Below are 20,037 nucleotides of genomic sequence, written 5' to 3'. Positions count from 1 at the left end.
GCTAGTCTCTCGTTCCTTTAAAAGGAAGTCTTTGAGACGAAATCTTCGTCAAGCCGAAGCCTGAGAAGAAAAATTTTAAAAAAGCCTCACGACCTATTAGTACTGATCAGCTCAATGTGTTACCACACTTACACCTTCAGCCTATCAACCTCGTAGTCTCCAAGGAGTCTTTAGGGGGCCGAAGCCCCAGTGAGATCTAATCTTGTAGTTTGCTTCCCGCTTAGATGCTTTCAGCGGTTATCAATTCCGAACATAGCTACTCTGCATTGCCGCTGGCGCGACAACAGAAACACCAGAGGTTCGTCCATCCCGGTCCTCTCGTACTAAGGACAGGTCTACTCAAATCTCATACGCCCACAGAAGATAAGGACCAAACTGTCTCACGACGTTCTGAACCCAGCTCGCGTACCACTTTAATTAGCGAACAGCTAAACCCTTGGGACCTGCTCCAGCCCCAGGATGTGATGAGCCGACATCGAGGTGCCAAACTCCATCGTCGATATGGACTCTTGGATGGAATAAGCCTGTTATCCCCGGAGTACCTTTTATCCGTTGAGCGATGGCCCTTCCACGCGGGACCACCGGATCACTTTGGCCTGCTTTCGCACCTGCTCGACTTGTAGGTCTCGCAGTCAAGCCCCCTTATGCCAATGCACTCGACGCCTGGTTTCCAATCAGGCTGAGGGGACCATCGCGCGCCTCCGTTACTTTTTGGGAGGCGACCGCCCCAGTCAAACTGCCCACCAGACAGTGTCCCTCTGCTCGTAAAGAGCAGCAGGTTAGATTTCAAAGGTGCCAAGGGTGGTATTTCAAGGTTGACTCCACAATGGCTAGCGCCACTGCTTCAAAGTCTCCCACCTATCCTACACATGCCAACTCTAAAATCACTGCCAAGCTACAGTAAAGGTTCACGGGGTCTTTCCGTCTTTCTGCGGGTACTCGGCATTTTCACCGAGAATTCAATTTCGCGAGGCATTTGGTCGAGACACCGGAGAAGTCGTTACGCCATTCGTGCAGGTCGGAACTTACCCGACAAGGAATTTCGCTACCTTAGGACCGTTATAGTTACGGCCGCCGTTTACTGGGGCTTCGATTCTCTGCTTCGCTTGCGCTAACAAATCCTCTTAACCTTCCAGCACCGGGCAGGCGTCAGTATGTATACTTCGTCTTGAGACTTTGCACATACCTGTGTTTTTGATAAACAGTCGCTACTCCCATTTCTCTGCGACCCGAAAAAGCTTGGGGAGTAAATCCTTACACTCTCGCGGGCACACCTTTTCCCGAAGTTACGGTGTTAAGTTGCCGAGTTCCTTGACCAAAATTCACCCCATCGCCTTAGGATATTCACCCCACTCACCTGAGTCGGTTTACGGTACGAGCTAATAAAACTAAACTTACGAAACTTTTCTTGGATGCATGGCTTTTCACACTTCCGGGACAAGTCCCTCGCATTCACACCTCAGAGTTACGACCAGCGGATTTGCCTACTGATCCTCCTACATGCTTACACCTCAATCCAATAAGAGGCTGTGATATCCTACACCGTCATTCCTTAAGCGCGATTTATTAGGTAACGGAATATTAACCGTTTTGCCATCGACTACGCCATTTGGCCTCGTCTTAGGGCTCGACTAACCCTGGGAAGATTATCTTTACCCAGGAATCCTTGAGTTTTCGGCGCCCGGGTTTTTCACCCGAGTTCAACGCTACTTATGTCAGCATGATCACTTCTAGTTCGTCCAACTGTCCTACCGGTCAATCTTCATCCTACACTAGAACGCTCCCCTACCACTAAAATATAAAATATCTTAATCCAAAGCTTCGGTAACACGCTTAGCCCCGTTGTATCTTCCGCGCAGAGTCACTAGACTAGTGAGCTATTACGCTTTCTTTAAAGGATTGCTGCTTCTAAGCCAACCTCCTAGTTGTCAAAGTAACTCCACAACGTTCTCCACTGAGCGTGCATTTAGGGACCTTAGCTGTTGGTCTGGGCTCTTTCCCTCTCGACTCATGACCTTATCACCCTGAGTCTGCCTGCCAGGGAACATATCTATGGCATTCGGAGTTTATTTGGGTTTGGTAATCCGGTAAAGACCCCTAGCCCATTCAGTGCTCTACCTCCATGATATTTTTTACCTGACGCTATACCTAAATATATTTCGGGGAGAACCAGCTATCACCCAGTTTGATTGGCCTTTCACCCCTAATCACAGATCATCAAAAGAGTTTTCAACCTCAACTTGTTCGGTCCTCCACGAGGTGTTACCCTCGCTTCAACCTGTCCATGATTAGATCACCGGGTTTCGGGTCTATGCCTGCATACTAAATCGCCCTATTCAGACTCGCTTTCGCTACGGCTCCACCTGCAACGGCTTAACCTCGCATGCAAACATAACTCGCTGACTCATTATGCAAAAGGTACGCTATCGCCCACTTAAGGGGCTCTAACTGCTTGTAGACTTACGGTTTCAGGTTCTATTTCACTCCCCTCTCGGGGTTCTTTTCACCTTTCCCTCACGGTACTTGTTCACTATCGGTCACTAAGGAATATTTAGCCTTATGAGGTGGTCCTCACAGATTCCCACAGGATTTCACGTGTCCTGTGGTACTCGGGATGCCGCTAGGGCCTTCGAAGTTTTCGAGTACGGGGCTATCACCCTATCTTGCCAGACTTTCCAGACTGTTACTCTAACTTCTCCGGTCCCACATCGCGGTCCCACGACCCCTCCTTCAAATTAATGAAGAAGGTTTAGGCTGTTCCCCGTTCGCTCGCCACTACTGGGGGAATCTCGGAATTGATTTCTCTTCCTGAGGGTACTGAGATGTTTCACTTCCCCTCGTTCGCTTCAAACAACTATGTATTCATTGAGTGATACCATAAATGGTGGGTTTCCCCATTCGGAAATCTCCGGATCAAAGTGTGTGTGCCACTCCCCGAAGCTTATCGCAGCTTACCACGTCCTTCATCGCTTCTTAGTGCCAAAGGCATCCACCGTAAGCCCTTTGTAGCTTAAAAAAATGGAACTAACCTCGCTAAAAATCAACTAAATCAATCTATTCAATTGTCAAAGAACAAAAACTTGTTCACGTAAAACTCTAACTTACACCGCATTCAACCGTCAGTAGAACTTGGTGGGCCTGGGAAGACTCGAACTTCCGACCCCACGCTTATCAAGCGTGTGCTCTAACCAACTGAGCTACAGGCCCGTTAGGCTTCACTCTCTCAAAACTAAACAGCTAGATAGATTTTTGGGACTCACTTACTCGGGAAGAGTAAGTTGACCTAAGATTGGGTCATTTTAACTTATCAAGAACAAGTCTTGATGAAGATTGACCGGATAATCCTTAGAAAGGAGGTGATCCAGCCGCAGGTTCCCCTACGGCTACCTTGTTACGACTTCACCCCAATCATCGACCATACCTTGGGCGCCTGCCTCCTTGCGGTTAGCGCAGCGACTTCTGGTACAGCCGACTTTCATGGTGTGACGGGCGGTGTGTACAAGGCCCGGGAACGTATTCACCGCGGCATTCTGATCCGCGATTACTAGCGATTCCAACTTCATGATCTCGAGTTGCAGAGATCAATCTGAACTTAGATAGCTTTTAAGCGATTTGCTCTACCTCGCGGCTTAGCTTCGCTCTGTGACTACCATTGTAGCACGTGTGTAGCCCTAGGCATAAGGGCCATGAGGACTTGACGTCATCCCCACCTTCCTCCGGTTTAACACCGGCAGTCCATCTAGAGTGCCCAACTGAATGCTGGCAACTAAATGCAGGGGTTGCGCTCGTTGCGGGACTTAACCCAACATCTCACGACACGAGCTGACGACAGCCATGCAGCACCTGTGTACCGACCCTTGCGGGCGACGACATTTCTGCCAATCTTCCAGTACATGTCAAGCCTAGGTAAGGTTCTTCGCGTTGCATCGAATTAAACCACATGCTCCACCGCTTGTGCGGGCCCCCGTCAATTTCTTTGAGTTTTAATCTTGCGACCGTACTCCCCAGGCGGGATACTTAACGCGTTAGCTTCGTCACTGAAGGGGTCAATACCTCCAACAACAAGTATCCATCGTTTACGGCGTGGACTACCAGGGTATCTAATCCTGTTTGATCCCCACGCTTTCGGATCTCAGTGTCAGTGTTCGGCCAGTTACCCGCCTTCGCCTCCGGTATTCCTGTTGATATCTACGTATTTCACCACTACACCAACAATTCTAGTAACCTCTCCGACACTCAAGCTTCGCAGTATCAAATGCACTTCTGGGGTTGAGCCCCAGGCTTTCACACCTGACTTACAAAGCCACCTACATCCGCTTTACGCCCAATGATTCCGAACAACGCTAGGATCCCTCGTCTTACCGCGGCTGCTGGCACGAAGTTAGCCGATCCTTTCTTACAGGGTACATTCATTGTGTTATTCCCCTGCGACAGAGCTTTACGACCCGAAGGCCTTCATCACTCACGCGGCGTCGCTGCATCAGAGTTTCCTCCATTGTGCAATATTCCCTACTGCTGCCTCCCGTAGGAGTCTGGACCGTGTCTCAGTTCCAGTGTGACTGATCATCCTCTCAGACCAGTTAAAGATCGTCGCCTTGGTGAGCCATTACCTCACCAACTAGCTAATCTTACGCGGACTCATCTTAGAGCGAAAAACCTTTGACCCCTTGAGCCGCAGCTCTTGTGGTCTTATGCGGTATTAGCTAATCTTTCGACTAGTTATCCCCCACTCTAAGGCAGATTATCCACGCGTTACTCACCCGTGCGCCACTAGGTATTGCTACCCCGTTCGACTTGCATGTATTAGGCACGCCGCCAGCGTTTGTTCTGAGCCAGAATCAAACTCTCCAGTTTAAATTCTGTTAGAAGCAAACAGCTAGCTTTTACGCTATTGTTTGTTCGAATATTTTTTGAAATTGTGAATACTAATTACTCAGTATTCAAAGAGCCCAAAAATCTATTTTATCTAGCTATTCAGTTTTCAAAGAGCGAATTTCTTACTCGTCGTTAATGTTTCGTAGCGACGAGGTGAGTGTTTTATCGAAGACCGAAGTCCTTGTCAACACCCTTTCAAACATTTTTTCGAAAATTTTCAAAAAGAACTTTTTCGAAAAAATATTTAAATCTCAAACCACCCAAACAAGCAAATCAGTTAATTGAATACAAATCAATTAATCGAGCGGCTGTATGTGTTTGCTTTCAAACAGAAGCGGCGATGAGGTCTCGATTTATAGGCCTATTCGGACCATCTTGCAAGAATTATTTGTGCAAATAATTACGGCAAAACGCACTATTTTTGCCCACTTACCGTGCAAAACAGCGTTTTTGCTCAAAAAAGCAGCGAAATCAATACCCATATAAAGAATCTTTCACATTTGATTTTCGACAGGCCCCCTCCTTTTTATATGAAAACCACCCCGCTAGGACCCATTTTTGACACTTTCGATAGAAACCCCCAGGTCACCCCCTCCGTTTTGCGCCAAAGGTTTCTATATATATGAGTTACACTCCACCCAAACTCGCAGAACAACCGCAAAAGACAGCTTCTGGCAGCAAAAGCCTGTGAACCCCTTCCGCCAGCGGTTTCCAGCCCTCTTACCTGTCAGGATAATAACAGTTGTTATATTCAAGTATTTTATTGAATACTTGAATCAATGAAGCAACAAAACGAAACTCAACACCTCATTCGTTCCCGCATTTATGACAGCCTAGGATTGATTTCCCAATCCATGGCCTCACCGATTCGTCTGCGTATTCTGCAGTCGCTGGCGAATAGCCCCTGCACGGTCGAGTCCATCAGTCAGAAATCGGGAGAATCCATAGCAAACACATCTCAGCATCTTCAAAAGATGTTGCGAGTGGGGCTGCTTAAGTGTGAAAAGCAAGGCGTGTCTCGCGTCTATAGCCTGGCCAACCAGAAAGTTTTGGATGTATGGCTGGCTTTGCAAAACCTGGCGTCCGAACTCCACCCGCAGGTTCAGTTGGACGAGAAGGCCCTGTGCCCAGAGGAGCTCTGCACGTCCCTCTCCACCGGAGAGGTCTTAAAAATGGTTCAGGCTGGCAAAGCCACCCTGGTGGATGCGCGCGATCTCGAGGACTCCCAGGGGTCTCCGATTCACGGGGCCCTTCATATACCGCAGGCTGATCTTAAAAAAAGCCTCCCCACCTTTTCAAAAAATAAAACCATCTTTGTATTCTGTCGCGGTCGCTACTGCACACTTGCCAATCCTTTGGTTGAAAAATTGAGAGGCAAGGGCTTTAAGGCCTTCCGTCTGCGCGAGATGGCTTATGAAATTCAAAAACAAGCACAGGAGATACAATGGAACTAAGCCTTATCGGCGTCTTCGGCGCAGGATTGCTCACCTTCTTTTCACCATGCGTACTTCCGATGGTTCCAATCATTGCTGCAAACTATTTGATGGCAGGAAGCTCGTCCCGCTTTGCTCGCCTGCAGTCGACAGGACTATTTGCGCTAGGCTTTATGGCGACCTTCACACTGATGGGACTAAGTCTTCCCTTTGTTTCCGACTTCCTGGGCGAGGCCAAAGGCCCTTTATTGATCGCCTCAGCGATTGTCATCTTCCTGTATGGACTTAAAATGTCGGGCATGGCTTTCCAAAACAGCGATAGCACCCGCCTGTTTGCATGGCTGGGCCGCTCAGCTTATCTGCCCAATATACAGAAATACCTTCCTAAGTCCCTGCATGGGTTCTTGTTCGGAGCCACCTTTGGATTGGCCTGGACACCTTGCGTGGGGCCGATTCTGGGTGGCGTTTTAAGTTATGTGGCCACCAAGGATCGCTCTTTATCCGAAAGCGTCGCCTTGATGACCAGCTTCGCCCTGGGGATTGTAATGCCCTTCTTGGCTTTGGCTGTCGGAGGCGATTTGGTGCAGGGACGCCTTAATAAGCTGCGCCCCCACCTGCCGAAAATCGAGCAGGCCACTGGCTATGGATTGATCCTGGTGGCATTTATCATCCTGACCCAGTCGAATCTGCCTTCGATCTTGTCAGAGGATGGAACCCACGAACAAATCAGCTTTGTGACACCTCAAGGTCGCACCAATCTTGAGTCCGTCGCTCCGAATGCAGCAAAACTTTTATTCTTCCATACAGAGACCTGCCCGATTTGCCATCAGATGGAAGCGTACCTTCCTCAGGTCGAAAAAGAGTGCAACTCCAGCTCCTTCAAAATCGTGCGGGTGAATGTCTCCCTGCCCGAGAACCAGGCTATTGCCGACAAATTCAAGATTCGCGCGGTACCAACCATGAGTCTGATCTCCCCGTCGGGAGAAGAGATTGCACACACGGTCGGCTATCAGAGTGAAATCAGTCTGCGGAAAGCGATTGACGCCCTTCCCAACACAACTTGTCTGAATACGGCTCAAAATAAACTACCCCATCCAGCCGAAGACGTGCGCGAAGGGCAAAGCTGTGATCCAACCAAACAAACTGGGAACGGTCTGACTTGTTAAAGGACTTACCGAAAAAGGGCTGTCTAAAAAAATCTGCGTATCAGCTGTCCTTTTGAATCCAGCTCGATAGCGCCAGTGACAGCCCGATTTTCCCTTGCGTAGTACCACGTGTCCAGAAGTGTTCCGGCTCGCAGGCTTCCGTCAGGCCAAAAGGAAATACTCCCTAGGACATTTGCCACCCGCACGATCTGCCCCTGGAGGCAGATCTCCATGAATCCCTTTACTGGCATTGATTCAACAGAACCGTCAGCAAAAAATGAAATTCGCGATAGTGACGCCGAAGCCCCCTCACCCAGCAGGGTGATTCTTTGACCGAACAACTGTACTGACACAGGCTCCAGGGAATTAATGGAAAAATGCGCCAAGGTGCCATCCTCATAGAAGCCCAGCCATTTGTTCTTTAAGTGAACCGACTGCCAATATCCCCCCAGCGCCAGCGCGCCTCGCAGTGCCCCACTTTCATAGTAAGTGGCGTGATCCAGATCCACGGCCCAGCCTCTATAGTCTGTGGTTTTAAATCCCACCTGTTTCACCAGATTCAACAATCTTGGACTGTCGTAGGTAAGTATCTTTGATGAGCTAAGAATCTGATTGAAATAACGAACTCGCGGCGATGACGACTGACCGTTTTCAATGCCCTCTCGATAAATCAGTTCATGCAGGATCAAACCGGCCTTGTCTGCTTCAGAAAGTCGACTCCATAAACGCAGATCAATCACGTAGCGCTTATCCCCCGGCATCATCAGGTCTTCAGGGCGTTGAATGGCGATCTGACGAATTTCGCACTCTGCAGGAATAATAACTGCACCCGAATCACGAATCGGCAAAAATTTTCCTTGTGAAAACCACTGCGTTTCTTCGGCAAAACTCTGAAACCATAGCCTATACTGGGCCGCCCTTGTGGGATTCACAACTCGGAGACGATCGAGCGCAAAAAGAACCTTTTCCTGATAGGTGGCACCAGTCCCCAAGTCGACAGTTATATGCCTGAGTTGCTCACCCTCAAAGTAGTCCAAAAGCTGAACTTTTTCTGTGGGGGCACACTCCAGAACATTACCCCCATTTCCCACCCAATCACCGCCGGCAAAACTGAGAGAGGAAGTAAGAACAAGATTTAAAACAGACAGCATATCAGGCTCCTATTCGTGCTTGTTTAAAATGGGAAAGCATTGCAAGGCCACTCGATAGAGATCACCACCCTGCGACTGCTCATCGAGCTCAAAGACATCATCGCGAAACTTCAGGACCAGTTTTTTTAATTTTTTAAACCGCTTTTCATCAAGGGCCACAGTCACAAAAGAATAGTCCCGCTCATCAACGGGAATCAGAGGCAGCTTTTCTTTGGCCATTTCCAGGGTGTTCAAATGGGCCCTCTGCAAAGACTGGGACGAAATGTCGTGCGATGAGTAAAGACTTTGATGATGGCGCTTCCATGCGCCCTTGCCGGGGCGTTCAATCAATCCCAGGACTTCAAGATTCCGCAAACAGATCTCCACACGTTCCTCAGGAATCCCGGTCTTCAACGCCATCCAGGACGCGGAACTTTCAAAATCAGGCAATCGAAAAACCGCCAACAGGACGAAGTACTCCCATTCATCAAAGAGAACCGCGTATTTGCTGGCATCAAGTTTATAGGCTGACGTGGCTGGCGGTTTATTCACGCCCAAACTTAGCAGAAACTCTTCCTGTTCTGCCGGAGCCAACCCAAGTTTCAACATCACATTGGCGGCATCCTGTAAGGGAACCATACGCTTCCCCTTCATGACGGCGGAAAGAGTGCCAGGATTCAGGGATAAAAAACTGGCAAAGGACCTAAGGGAATACCTTTTGTTCTTGGCTCTTTTGAGCTCAAACAGCTCATGGAGCTTTTTAGAAAAATAGGGACGTTCCTGAATTTCAGTCATAGTCAGGAGCGCAGAATTATAGATCCGCGGAAACAGGATCAAGTCAATTATGGTTTGTTGTACGCCGAGTGGAGTGTTTTATCTATTTTGTAACGAACCTCCCCTTGAGGATTGCAAAGCTATAATTTGCATAACTCACTTTTTTTCGGATGGACGGACTTTGTCAGACTTTTTTTGATGGACTATCATGCCGTGTCTCGACAACATATTAAGACTAAGGAGAAAGTGAGATGGCATTTTTTAAAAAAATTCTGATTTTAATTTCTACTTTAGCAAGTGTTGGTTGCGTCACCACACCGGCAAATGAAGAATCTACCTTTGGTTTTCTGGGAAATAATAAAGAGATCTCTTTGGGGGCTCAGACCATTTTGGGGCATGCCATCGGCATCGCCAATCTGCAAAGCGTTCAGACGTCTTTGGGACCAGCTTATGTTTTTCAGGAAGGCCAACCTGGCAAGCTTACGCGTGGGGTGTGCTATCGTGGCACTGATAAAACCCTACTGGCCTTTGAATCTGGCGCTGCGGGAGGCCCCGAGGGGATTATCACGGACATTCGCTTGATCCGGGCAGGAACACCCTACAAGTACAGCCGCCACTGCGCCCCTTCCAAAGAAGTTCTGCGCACAACGGCCTTTGCAGATCAAACCGGCCTGATGATGAGTCGCGATCGACTGGAGAAAAAACTGGGGTCTCCGGATAAGTCAAACAAGGATCTTCTTTCCTACAAATACGTCAGCACCCGAAAATACGGGACGCAAAAAGAAGACACTGTTTCATATGTAAATATCAAACTTACCAAGCAAGTGCCCCGGGAAATCAGCGTTTCCCGAGTCACAGAAATATACTAGAACAATTTGGATTCAATAGACAGATACAGGAAAACACCACGTTCGTGCTCTACGGCGGAAGGTCCTAACCCCAACAGAGCACCGATACCAGGAACCACTTCTGTATCTTCTGTCACCTGGAAGGCGGAACGAATACCCGGGACGACATAATAAGTTGTCTCAGAGCCCTTTTGATCCTGACCTGTCACAACCTCGTTGTTATTCACAACGAACTCGCAAAGCAGATTGGTCTTAGGGGTCATATTGTAGACCACACTGGTGGCAAAGTTATAGCCAAAGATAGAAGCCGTCTGACCCACATCGTTTTTGGCATCAGGAGTGAAAGTGAATCCCGCATTCCAGTGATTTGTCCAACGGTCATTAATAGCGATAGAAACAGATTGATTAAACTGCACTCCGACCACGCCGTTGCCAAAACCTTTTTTATAGTCTCCGGTTGGCACAATTAAAGACAATCTCGGAGCCATCGCGATTAAATCTGTATTCAAAAGCTGATAGCGGTAGTTTAGCAGCACATCCCCCACCTGAGTTTGGTCGTCTCCAGCTGCATCCCGGGTCTTCAGGACGGGAATCACATAGGAAAATTGATGAGTCTCATCTCCCATGGGAATTTCATTTGTGAACGAATAGCCCCACTCATGCGCCGGATCCAGATACTGATAGGTTTGAATGAACTGCACAACCCCAGGCTCTTGATTGTAGGCTTCTTCTACGAGGAAGGAATTATCTTTCACCGCTTCCGCTGCAAAACTGGAAGCACCCATCAATAACACACCGACTGCGAATACGACCGACTTCATCGATTTACCTCATTTCAGAATAAAAACTCTGACAGGCAATCATCCGGGATTCAACTGAATTTTACCAAACCTGTTTCCCATCAACACTTCCTGGCAAGACGTGATTTTCCTCCCATCTTGCCGATTAAATCGCTAATCTTAAAGCATGCTCTATTCAACACCACTTATTAAAATTCACTCTTTATCCGAAATCACCGGTTGCGATATTTATGGAAAGGCCGAATTCCTGAATGTCGGTGGCAGTGTGAAAGACCGGGCGGCCCATGGAATCATTGAACAAGCCGAGCGCGACGGATTGCTAAAGCCCGGAGGCACCATCGTTGAAGGCACCGCAGGAAATACCGGGATCGGTCTTGCGACACTAGCGGCACAACGCGGATATAAATGCGTGATTGTTATGCCGAACAATCAGGCAACCGAGAAGTACCAGACGCTGAACGCCCTGGGGGTTGAGTTGATCACAGTCGCCCCTTGTCCGTTTGCTGATCAAAATCACTTTTATCACACAGCCCGCCGCCTGGCTGAAGAGCGTGGGGCCTTCTGGGCCAATCAGTTTGAAAATACAGCAAATTATCAAAGCCACTATAAAACCACAGGCCCTGAGATTTGGGATCAGACCGACGGCCAAGTGAATGCCTTCATTGCAGCGGCTGGCACCGGCGGCACCATTGCCGGAGTTTCACGCTTCTTAAAAGAAAAAAATCTCCAAGTCCACATCCGACTGGTGGACCCGATGGGGTCTGGTTTGTATTCGTATCTGACGACTGGGGAAATCAAATCAACCGGCTCTTCAATCACGGAAGGCATCGGCATCATGCGCCTGACGGCGAACTTCAAAGAGGCCCTAATTGATGATGCAGTTCAGGTGAACGACAGCGAGATGATTTCGATGCTTTACCATCTGGCGCAACACGATGGCCTTCTGGTGGGGACCTCTGCCGCTTTGAACGTCTATGCTGCTTATAAGTATGCCCTGGAGAACAAAGGCAGGAAGCTCGTGATCACCACTGTCCTTTGTGATTCAGCGCTTCGCTACACTTCAAAGATTTTTAATGAGACCTTCCTGAGAGAAAAGAACCTGATCCCACAGAAAATATAAACTCTCGGACGGGTCTTGTTTCTCATTTTATGAGAAACAATTTTTCCCTCCGGGAGATGACATCTCTTTGCCTCTTTACTTACCCTGAAGGAGCCACCAAAGGAGTCACTCACATGAAACATCTTGCCGTCTTACTCGTACTTGCTGCTCTGTCTTTTCCTTCTTCCAGTTTTGCCACTGTCCAGGGCGATGAATACCTGGGCCAATGCAAAATGCAAGATGGTGATTTTTTGGTTTATCAGAATAAAGAACAAAATGTTTTTAGGTTTCAGCTGGTAACAACAACAGAGACCAAGGAAGTTGTCTTTGATCGCAAGTTAACCTGGCTATGGTATGAAGTCGATGCCTCTTACTGGAAGTTTAGAAATGGCCGACACAATGGCGTGTTTTCCTGGAACTTTTATTCCCGTATCGGCCACCTTAAATACGTCAAAGGCGAGTACTATTACTGGCACCTGACGGAATGTGATATCAATGAAAGGGCGATTGCCTACTAACCTTACCCCTCACCTGAGGATCGGGCAAAGTTTTCCAGATTTTGTCCGGTCAGCCGGTACACGGTCCATTCATCCATAGGCACGGCACCGATGGACTTATAGAAATCAATGGCTGGCTTATTCCAATCCAGAACAGACCATTCCACACGACCACAACCTTCTGCCACTGCTTGCGCTGCCAAAGCCTGCAAAAGACGCTTTCCCACCCCCTGTCCGCGAGTTTCAGGCAGAACAAAAAGATCCTCCAGATAAATGCCCTTGCGCCCCAGGAAGGTACTGAAGTTATAGAAGTATAACGCAAATCCGACGGGCTGTTCATTCAGATCTGCGATCAGAACCTGCACCGGGGACTTTTCACCGAAAAGCTGAGACTCTAACAGGTTTTCATCCGCGACAACCTCGTGAGCCAGTTTTTCGTATTCAGCCAAAAGCTTGATGAATTTCAGAATGGTCGGGACGTCGTTTTTTTGGGCTTTGCGGATCGATAATTTCATAACCGCTAGCCTATCACAGAAGATTTCGGAAGTTGGTGACTTTTTCAGGCAAAAGAAGGATTATGTTACGACCCGTTTGAAAAAGGACCTCCCGTGGCGACAAAGAAAATACCCAAAAAATATCAGCCGAAAGGTTTTGAAATCCTGCACGAAGACTTGGATATCATTGTCGGCAACAAAGCCCCGGGCCTTCTGACGGTCGCTGCCAAATGGGAACGGGAAAACACAGTTCACAATCTTTTGAACCAGTTCGTGCGCAAAGGAAATCCCCGATCCAACAAATGCGTGTATGTGATTCACCGCCTGGATCAGGCCACCTCGGGAGTATTGGTATTTGCCAAGTCTGAAAAAGCCCAGCAGTTCATCAAGGACAACTGGAAAGACAACGTGAAAACTTATTACGCCATTGTTCATGGCACTTTGGAAAAGAAATCCGGAGTCATTCAGAGCTATCTCAGTGAAGACGAAGACTATGTCGTACACTCAAGCTCGGACTCCACAGAAGGAAAACTGGCGATCACCGAATACGAAGTTCTGAAAGAAACGGACAAGTTTTCTCTATTAAAAATCAATCTTCTGACGGGAAAGAAAAACCAGATCCGCGTTCATTTGTCGGAAGCCGGGCATCCCATCGTAGGGGATGCCAAGTACGGTAAAGCCAATACTCCTTACAAGAATCTTTGCCTGCATTCGGCGGAATTGGAAATAACTCACCCCCACAGCAAGGCCCGTCTGAAGTTTAAAGCGGCGGTGCCGGGGCACTTTAGTTCTCTGATCAACTACAATTATTAACCTCAATGGGACTCATCAACCGAGTAATTTGAGCATAGCGCTAGGGCCCTGTCGGGAGATCAAATTGATAGATACTGCCAGTGCCCGGACTAATGAGGATCGTATCTTCATCCATCCACGTCATCCCATTAGCTCCCGCCGCAAAATTACCTACGATACTTTTCAAGGTGTTATAGTCTGTCGTGTTATCACACCATGATTTGCCAGACGAAATATCCTTGCAGTAAAGACCGTAATTATCCTTGAAATACCATATTTGTTTTCCATCCATAGAGAAGATGTAATTGTGGATAACTCCTGAGGCAACCGTGAACAGAGTATTCAGCGTGCTCGTAGCCGGATTATCTGGATTGGTGATATATCGAAGTTTATTCCCCTCGGAGAAATAGAGACGATCTTGATCCTCTCGATAGCTCAAATAGCAGCGGTTGGAACTACCCATGCATGCAGGCGCGAAGGTCGCATTTTGCACTCCACCACCAGGAGTCGTGATATCAGCACTACTAGTTGGCCCCATGGAAAGGGTCACAGTCGTTCCACCCATGACTCTGGTGACAACGTTGCTACTAAAATCCAAGTACTGAATTTTCCCTACTGGATCATAGCCCACCTGAGGGAATCCTCCGATTAAAAACATCCCCTGCCCCTTTAAGACCAGGTTTGAGATTCCGCCATAGTAATGCATGGCCGTATTTCGTGGGTCCGAACCATTCTCTGCAGTTTCAAATGCAGACGAACTATTTTGAAGTCGCACTGCCTTACGGTTGCTGTCAATTCGATAGCCTAAACTTCCAATTCTTAGCCATGGAAGACCATTGGAATCAAAGGTTAAGGAATGTCCACCGCCGCCCATGTGCGGAGGACCAAGATCACCATCCTTGCTGATGGTGACTCCCGTTTCTGCATAGACAGTTCTGGCCTGATCCCCCCAGAGAACTTCAACTTTGTTCGTCACGGGATTGATATACCCGAAGATCATCGCACTGCTATCAACAAAATACAGTCCAGCAGGAAATGCCGCTTGGTTTGCTTCTGAGGCCTTTTTGTAATAGATCCCTCGGAACGTACCACGCGCTAACATCTTATCACCACCATCGCCATAGAATGGCAATGATCCAATAACAGTTCTGATCTGCCCCTGCCCATCTATGTAACGAACGCGATTGTTGGCATTCCCACCGGGACCATCCGAGAAATAAAGGGTCCCGGAGCCATTGATAACCATCGAAAGATTATAGATACAAGCTAAAGTCGCATTGACACCATCCTTAGAACATCCAGAGGAATACGGTGCTCCAGCAACTATCGTTGAAACCTCGCCACCATTCCCAGCGGTATTCACTGTTGCCTTTTTAAGGTAGTTACCATCGCGATAGTAAAGCATTTGATCCACGGGATTGAAAGAAATCTGCTTATATCCGCTACCGACGAGATTTGTAGTTCTGATGATACCATTCAGAATTTTGTAGTAAGAACTGGAACCATAGTGACCGAAATAAATCGTATTTCCACGGTCCATCACCTCTAAGGTCGCAGTAACTGCGTCGTACGCATCCGAACTAATAGGTGTTGAAAGCGCCGCAGTACCCGCAACAGGGTTTCCATTGCTGCAGTCCCCGGCAATCGCACTTAGATTCCCCGGAGTCCCATCTGAATTTTGCGTAAGCTTAAACAGTCTTTTCGGTCTCTTTACATTAGCAACAAACTCATTAACACAATTTGCAAAGAAATAAACAGAGTTGTCCTCATCAAAGACCAACTTAGAGCCATCACTAAAACTCACGTTATCCCAGCGAGCCGTGTGATCATAGACACTCCCGCGCTTGATATAAAGTCGAGATGTTTTTGCTGAAAGGTTCAGTTGATAAACGTTATAGTTCCCATCTTGCACATACATGTAACCTTTCTTATCGAAGGCCAGAGAGTTCACTCCAGTGATTCTAATCACACTTGGCAAAGCTTCTCCTGTGCTCGACAGGTTGGTCGAGGCATTAACTGAAAATGTATCCAAAATTCCCGTTTTAACATCGAGCTTTCGAATTCTTCCAGTTCCATAATCAAGAACGTAGATGTCCCCTCGTACAGGATCAATCGCCAGATTATGATTCCCGTAACTGCTATTCGAGATCGCAGCCGAAGTTGCGGTTCCCCCATCACCACGGCCTGTAGATCCTGCATAAAAGCTCCAGTTACCAAGCCCGAGCCCCTGCGAGAAGGCTGTAATACTGAGATTGCCAGCCTGATCCTTAGCGACTGCTTTAATTCTTAAAAATCCACTGGTGGGTGAAGTCCAGTTTGTAATAGTTCCACTTGCCGAAGTTTGGTTCCCCGACAAAGAACCAAACCATGTGATATTGGATGGTGTTGAGGTGTCCAGGTTAGTATACAAATCCTTCCACGTCAGGTTGTCAGTCGTGTAGGCAATGCTGATAGGATTGTTACTTAAACCCTCCACATCACTGACCGACCAATTGACCGTGAGTGGGTCCCCTACCACCACACTTGAACCTCCGGCGGTTCGCTCTAGTGACAGATTGACTATGACTGGGGGATTTCCCGTCTGATAGGAAATCGTGTCACAATCAATGCCCAAGGTACAAACCGATGGGGAAAATACAGATATATTGCCCACTTCATCCTTGGCCCAGACACAAATTTTCTTAACCGCATCTACCGGGGAAAGCGTATAAGGTATTGCCGTAGTCGCATTGCCCCACACCACCCAGTTGTTATCGGCAAAAAGGCCCTGACACTCGCCAGACTCGGTTGTCTCTGCAAAGCGCACATGCACGTTTGTCGAAAAGTTATCGTTCACACCAACCTTTGCATTCACGAGTGGCGTCCCAGCATAGCTGTCCCCATCATTCACTACCATAGACAGCAAAGTGGGCGGCGTCGAATCGAATGTGATATTTACTGCTGAAGTCACTGCAGTTGAAAGGCCCGTCAGATCGTTCGCCCGCAATCGCAAACGAACTAGGTTGCTATCAAGATTAGGGGGTGTCCAACTCACACATCCCGTGCCCCCTCCAGGGACCACACAGGAATTGGCTCCATTCACAAGGGATGCTTGAACTAGCTGCCAAGTCGCACCACTGTCCGTAGAATATTCCAAGGCCATCGGGTTGGAACCAAAGTTTAGGTCTGAGGCAGTCCAAAGAATCAACTGTTCCTTGCCGCCAGCAAAGATTCCAGCATTGTGCGATTGCAACACCACGACGGGCGGTGTTGTATCCAATCCCATTGTAACTGTACTTGCCGGAGACACGTTTCCGACGCTATCCTTCGCCCAAGCATAGATCGTCTTATTGCCATCTCCACCTGACACCACAAACATCTTATTCCCACCACAAACTTCCCAGTTTGCATCACTGCGATCCGGTAGCGCGCTGGATTCGCTAAAGATCATTGCTACGGCATCACCGGAACAGTTGGCAATCGCAAGATCCACATTTTGTGAGTTATTGGGACTAGCGGAGACTCTGGTTAAACTAAGTGCAGAAGGTGCCACGCTATCAATGGAAAGACTTCCCGTCGACGTTGCGGAGGTGTTATTATTTGCCAGATCCGTTAGTGTCACACGCACTTTGACTTCAGTGGAATTGATTGATGGGACTATCCAGTTATAAGTACCTGAGTTCGATGTCCCAGCAACAATCACATTCCAAGTGCTTCCATTATCACTAGAATATTCGAGTTTGATTGGGGTTGCGGACAGGTTCAAATCACTGGCGTTCCAAGTGATTTTTTGCTCCTCGCCTCCTCGGAATGATCCCGAGTTCAAAGAGGTCAATGACACCAACGGAGATGTCGTATCCAAGGTCATATTAACACTGACAGAGCTGGCACTCACATTACCGACAGCATCCTGCACCCATACTTGCAAAGTGTGACGACCTTCACCTGATACAACATAGGAAGGCATAAGAACACAAGATTGCCAGCCAGACGCTGCAGAAGCTGGTTGAACCAATGATTCGCTAATAAGGATCTTGGCAATATCAGTGCACGAGGACAAATTCAAATTTACGGTCGCGCTGTTGGAATATTCCGCACTGACGAGGCTTAGTACCGGCAAGCTCGGTGCCATGGAATCAATACTGAAATTTGCTGCGGACTGTGCCTGCGCGACATTTCCCACCTGATCTGCAGCTGTGACCCGAACACGAACCTGCGTGGAATTTAGAAATGGCAACACCCAACTGTAACTACCTGTATTTTCAATATCTGAGACAATCGTATTCCAGGAGGCACCATCATTCGCACTGTACTCAATCTTTATGGGCTTTGCAGCTAAATGCAAATCACTCGCACTCCACGTGATATTCTGCGCACTCCCCCCCAGGTATGTTCCCGAGTTCAAGGAGGTCAAACTTAAACTCGGTGCCAGACTGTCTATTTTAAAGACAGAGCTGCCAACACTGCTCCAGTTCCCGGCTTTATCCTTCGCTCGCACGCGCAAACGGGCCGCACTGGTGTTTTGATTAGGCACACTCCAAACGTAGTTAAAACTACTAATAACTGGATTTAAATATGATGCAAGCTCTGAGAAGTTCATGCCATCTTCGGCATACTCCAAGACCACATTTTCCACCCCAACCCCAAGATCCAGAGCCGTGAAGGAGATCGTTTGTTCACCTCCACCGCGGATCAAGGAAGCCACATTTTGCAAATTCACCACTGGCGAATCTTGCTCCAGGATTACGCTGACTGAGCTGGCGACAGTTGAAATATTATTTCCAGCATCCAGAGCCCACAAACGAAGCACCTTGTTGCCATCCCCTGTGGGCAGCATGACATTCAAGGACTGGGAACCCGCCTGAGAGCAGGCAATATCATAGCGAGCAAGATCCAATGGCGCTGCGGGTTCATCCACAGTAAGGGCCAATTTAGAAAAGCTTGCACATTTCACCAACCCAGATCCGGTATTTATGGACACGCTGATGGCGGCCGTACTTGTCGGCGAGGCCGTAATAAGAGAAAGTTCCGGCGCTACAGCAGGAACAGTGTTCTGAATCACAATAGTTTTTGTCAAAATCTTGTAGGGCTTGCTTAAGTCCAGCCCCCCGCTTCCATTGTCTTTTCCAACATACAAACTCAGGGTGTGCGTTCCCTGATCATTGGCCGATGTCGTATAGGTGAGACTGGGGCCGGTTGAAATCTGAACATTATCAAGCTTCCAAATATAAGCGACTGCATACTCTGGAAACCAGTGACCCGTGTTCACTGACATCGTCATGGCTTGAAGCTCGTCTCCTTGACTTGGAACATCCAGATTCAAAACTTGAGGAGCTGCTTCAGTCAAGATCGTCGGAGCCACCCCTAAAATATCTTTGAAGAATTCTCGAGCCTGCGCATCGGTAGTCAGCATCTGATAGGCCTCATCAAAAGTGAGTGCCCCTTGCACAGACTTAATCACGGACTCCATTCTGTCCTGATGTAACACAAGCGCGCTCGCCAGCTTCTGTTTTTCATCCGTATCTAAGAGATATCCCAAAAGCGTAGACCCCTGAGAAACATCCTGCCCCTGCACTCCAGTGACAGGGCGACTTAGTATTTCCCCACATCCCTCGATACGCACCACCAGAGGAGTTGAAAACTTGCCGTTTTTAAACTCAAGTCCTGACGCCCCCTGAATTTTAAACGAATATCCAGCGGACTCTGAAAGCGCACTTGACGCCAACTCCGGTTGAATCACCTCACCGCTCGAATCAATTTTATACAACTTAGCGTTAGCGCCCGCACAGGAAGCAGAAACTTTTTCGGATTTAACAGACAAACTCTTAGAAATGGGATCCAAAAGCCTTCCAGAAATCTCAGTCGCTTTGGCATTCCAGCTTAAAATCTCTGACGAGCAACCAGACAAAAGCAGTAAGAAAGAAAGACTCAAAACAATCGAGTCCCCGCATCTTATTAGCGATTTAAAGGAAAGATGACCGCCCTCATACATGCTACTTCTGTCGCTCCCTGAGCTCTATCGGCAGAAAAAGAAGCAGGCTTGATCTTTAAGAGAAAAAACTGCTGCAAGATCAGATCATATCGCAACACTCAGAGGTGGTTCCTTGGGACACTCAACTTGGAAAAGAATATTTTTTTGAATTACCCAGAAAGGTTTACAACTATTCAACT

At 48.0% G+C, this 20,037-nt stretch carries 11 protein-coding genes, 1 tRNA gene and 2 rRNA genes; 6 read left to right on the top strand and 8 right to left on the bottom strand.

Annotated elements, in window-relative coordinates:
- Window positions 1-75: 75 nt before the first annotated feature.
- The 3 genes from ACZ5ZZ_RS07570 to ACZ5ZZ_RS07560 all read right to left on the bottom strand — a co-directional run bounded on the left by ACZ5ZZ_RS07570 (window position 76) and on the right by ACZ5ZZ_RS07560 (window position 4,854).
- A 23S ribosomal RNA gene (locus ACZ5ZZ_RS07570) occupies window positions 76-3,016 on the bottom strand.
- A gap of 114 nt (window positions 3,017-3,130) precedes the next feature.
- Window positions 3,131-3,207 (bottom strand) — tRNA-Ile (locus tag ACZ5ZZ_RS07565).
- A gap of 142 nt (window positions 3,208-3,349) precedes the next feature.
- A 16S ribosomal RNA gene (locus ACZ5ZZ_RS07560) occupies window positions 3,350-4,854 on the bottom strand.
- Together the 16S and 23S rRNA genes with 1 tRNA gene alongside form the textbook arrangement of a ribosomal RNA operon.
- An 800-nt stretch (window positions 4,855-5,654) precedes the next feature.
- Between ACZ5ZZ_RS07560 and ACZ5ZZ_RS07555 the strand changes: the two genes are divergently transcribed.
- Window positions 5,655-6,329, top strand: a complete 675-nt coding sequence (locus tag ACZ5ZZ_RS07555) for an ArsR/SmtB family transcription factor (RefSeq protein ID WP_464142102.1) — start codon at window positions 5,655-5,657, stop codon at window positions 6,327-6,329.
- On the top strand, window positions 6,320-7,474 hold the full coding sequence (locus tag ACZ5ZZ_RS07550) for a cytochrome c biogenesis protein CcdA (protein WP_464134856.1): 1,155 nt from the start codon (window positions 6,320-6,322) through the stop codon (window positions 7,472-7,474). The genes ACZ5ZZ_RS07555 and ACZ5ZZ_RS07550 overlap by 10 nt, the downstream gene beginning before the upstream one ends.
- A 23-nt stretch (window positions 7,475-7,497) precedes the next feature.
- Here the strand turns inward: ACZ5ZZ_RS07550 and ACZ5ZZ_RS07545 are convergent, their stop codons facing one another.
- Entirely contained in the window at window positions 7,498-8,604 is a 1,107-nt protein-coding gene (locus ACZ5ZZ_RS07545) for a hypothetical protein (protein ID WP_464142100.1), read from the bottom strand.
- Between the two features lie 9 nt (window positions 8,605-8,613).
- A complete protein-coding gene (locus ACZ5ZZ_RS07540; protein ID WP_464134851.1) occupies window positions 8,614-9,222 on the bottom strand; it encodes a DUF4423 domain-containing protein in 609 nt (202 codons plus the stop codon).
- A 386-nt stretch (window positions 9,223-9,608) separates the two neighbouring features.
- On the opposite strand from ACZ5ZZ_RS07540, the gene ACZ5ZZ_RS07535 reads away from it, so the two are divergent.
- Entirely contained in the window at window positions 9,609-10,226 is a 618-nt protein-coding gene (locus tag ACZ5ZZ_RS07535) for a hypothetical protein (protein ID WP_464142098.1), read from the top strand.
- On the opposite strand, the gene ACZ5ZZ_RS07530 is transcribed toward ACZ5ZZ_RS07535, so the two are convergent.
- On the bottom strand, window positions 10,223-11,026 hold the full coding sequence (locus ACZ5ZZ_RS07530; protein WP_464134848.1) for a transporter: 804 nt from the start codon (window positions 11,024-11,026) through the stop codon (window positions 10,223-10,225). The two genes, ACZ5ZZ_RS07535 and ACZ5ZZ_RS07530, sit on opposite strands and share 4 nt — an antisense overlap.
- A 145-nt stretch (window positions 11,027-11,171) precedes the next feature.
- On the opposite strand from ACZ5ZZ_RS07530, the gene ACZ5ZZ_RS07525 reads away from it, so the two are divergent.
- Together ACZ5ZZ_RS07525 and ACZ5ZZ_RS07520 are read left to right on the top strand one after the other, a co-directional pair.
- Window positions 11,172-12,125 (top strand): cysteine synthase A, encoded by a 954-nt coding sequence (locus tag ACZ5ZZ_RS07525; RefSeq protein WP_464142096.1) that lies wholly within the window; start codon window positions 11,172-11,174, stop codon window positions 12,123-12,125.
- Between the two features lie 113 nt (window positions 12,126-12,238).
- Window positions 12,239-12,622: a hypothetical protein gene (locus ACZ5ZZ_RS07520; RefSeq protein ID WP_464134843.1), complete on the top strand. Its 384-nt coding sequence runs from the start codon at window positions 12,239-12,241 to the stop codon at window positions 12,620-12,622.
- 2 nt (window positions 12,623-12,624) lie between these two features.
- Here the strand turns inward: ACZ5ZZ_RS07520 and ACZ5ZZ_RS07515 are convergent, their stop codons facing one another.
- On the bottom strand, window positions 12,625-13,116 hold the full coding sequence (locus tag ACZ5ZZ_RS07515) for an N-acetyltransferase family protein (protein WP_464134842.1): 492 nt from the start codon (window positions 13,114-13,116) through the stop codon (window positions 12,625-12,627).
- 93 nt (window positions 13,117-13,209) lie between these two features.
- Between ACZ5ZZ_RS07515 and ACZ5ZZ_RS07510 the strand changes: the two genes are divergently transcribed.
- On the top strand, window positions 13,210-13,908 hold the full coding sequence (locus ACZ5ZZ_RS07510; protein ID WP_464142094.1) for an RluA family pseudouridine synthase: 699 nt from the start codon (window positions 13,210-13,212) through the stop codon (window positions 13,906-13,908).
- A 40-nt stretch (window positions 13,909-13,948) separates the two neighbouring features.
- On the opposite strand, the gene ACZ5ZZ_RS07505 is transcribed toward ACZ5ZZ_RS07510, so the two are convergent.
- Window positions 13,949-19,708 (bottom strand): hypothetical protein, encoded by a 5,760-nt coding sequence (locus tag ACZ5ZZ_RS07505; RefSeq protein WP_464142091.1) that lies wholly within the window; start codon window positions 19,706-19,708, stop codon window positions 13,949-13,951.
- Window positions 19,709-20,037 lie beyond the last annotated feature (329 nt).

This window comes from Bdellovibrio sp. HM001, from assembly GCF_055397275.1.
Note: the sequence above shows the minus strand (reverse complement) of the source record. Positions and strands in the feature narration are given on the sequence as shown.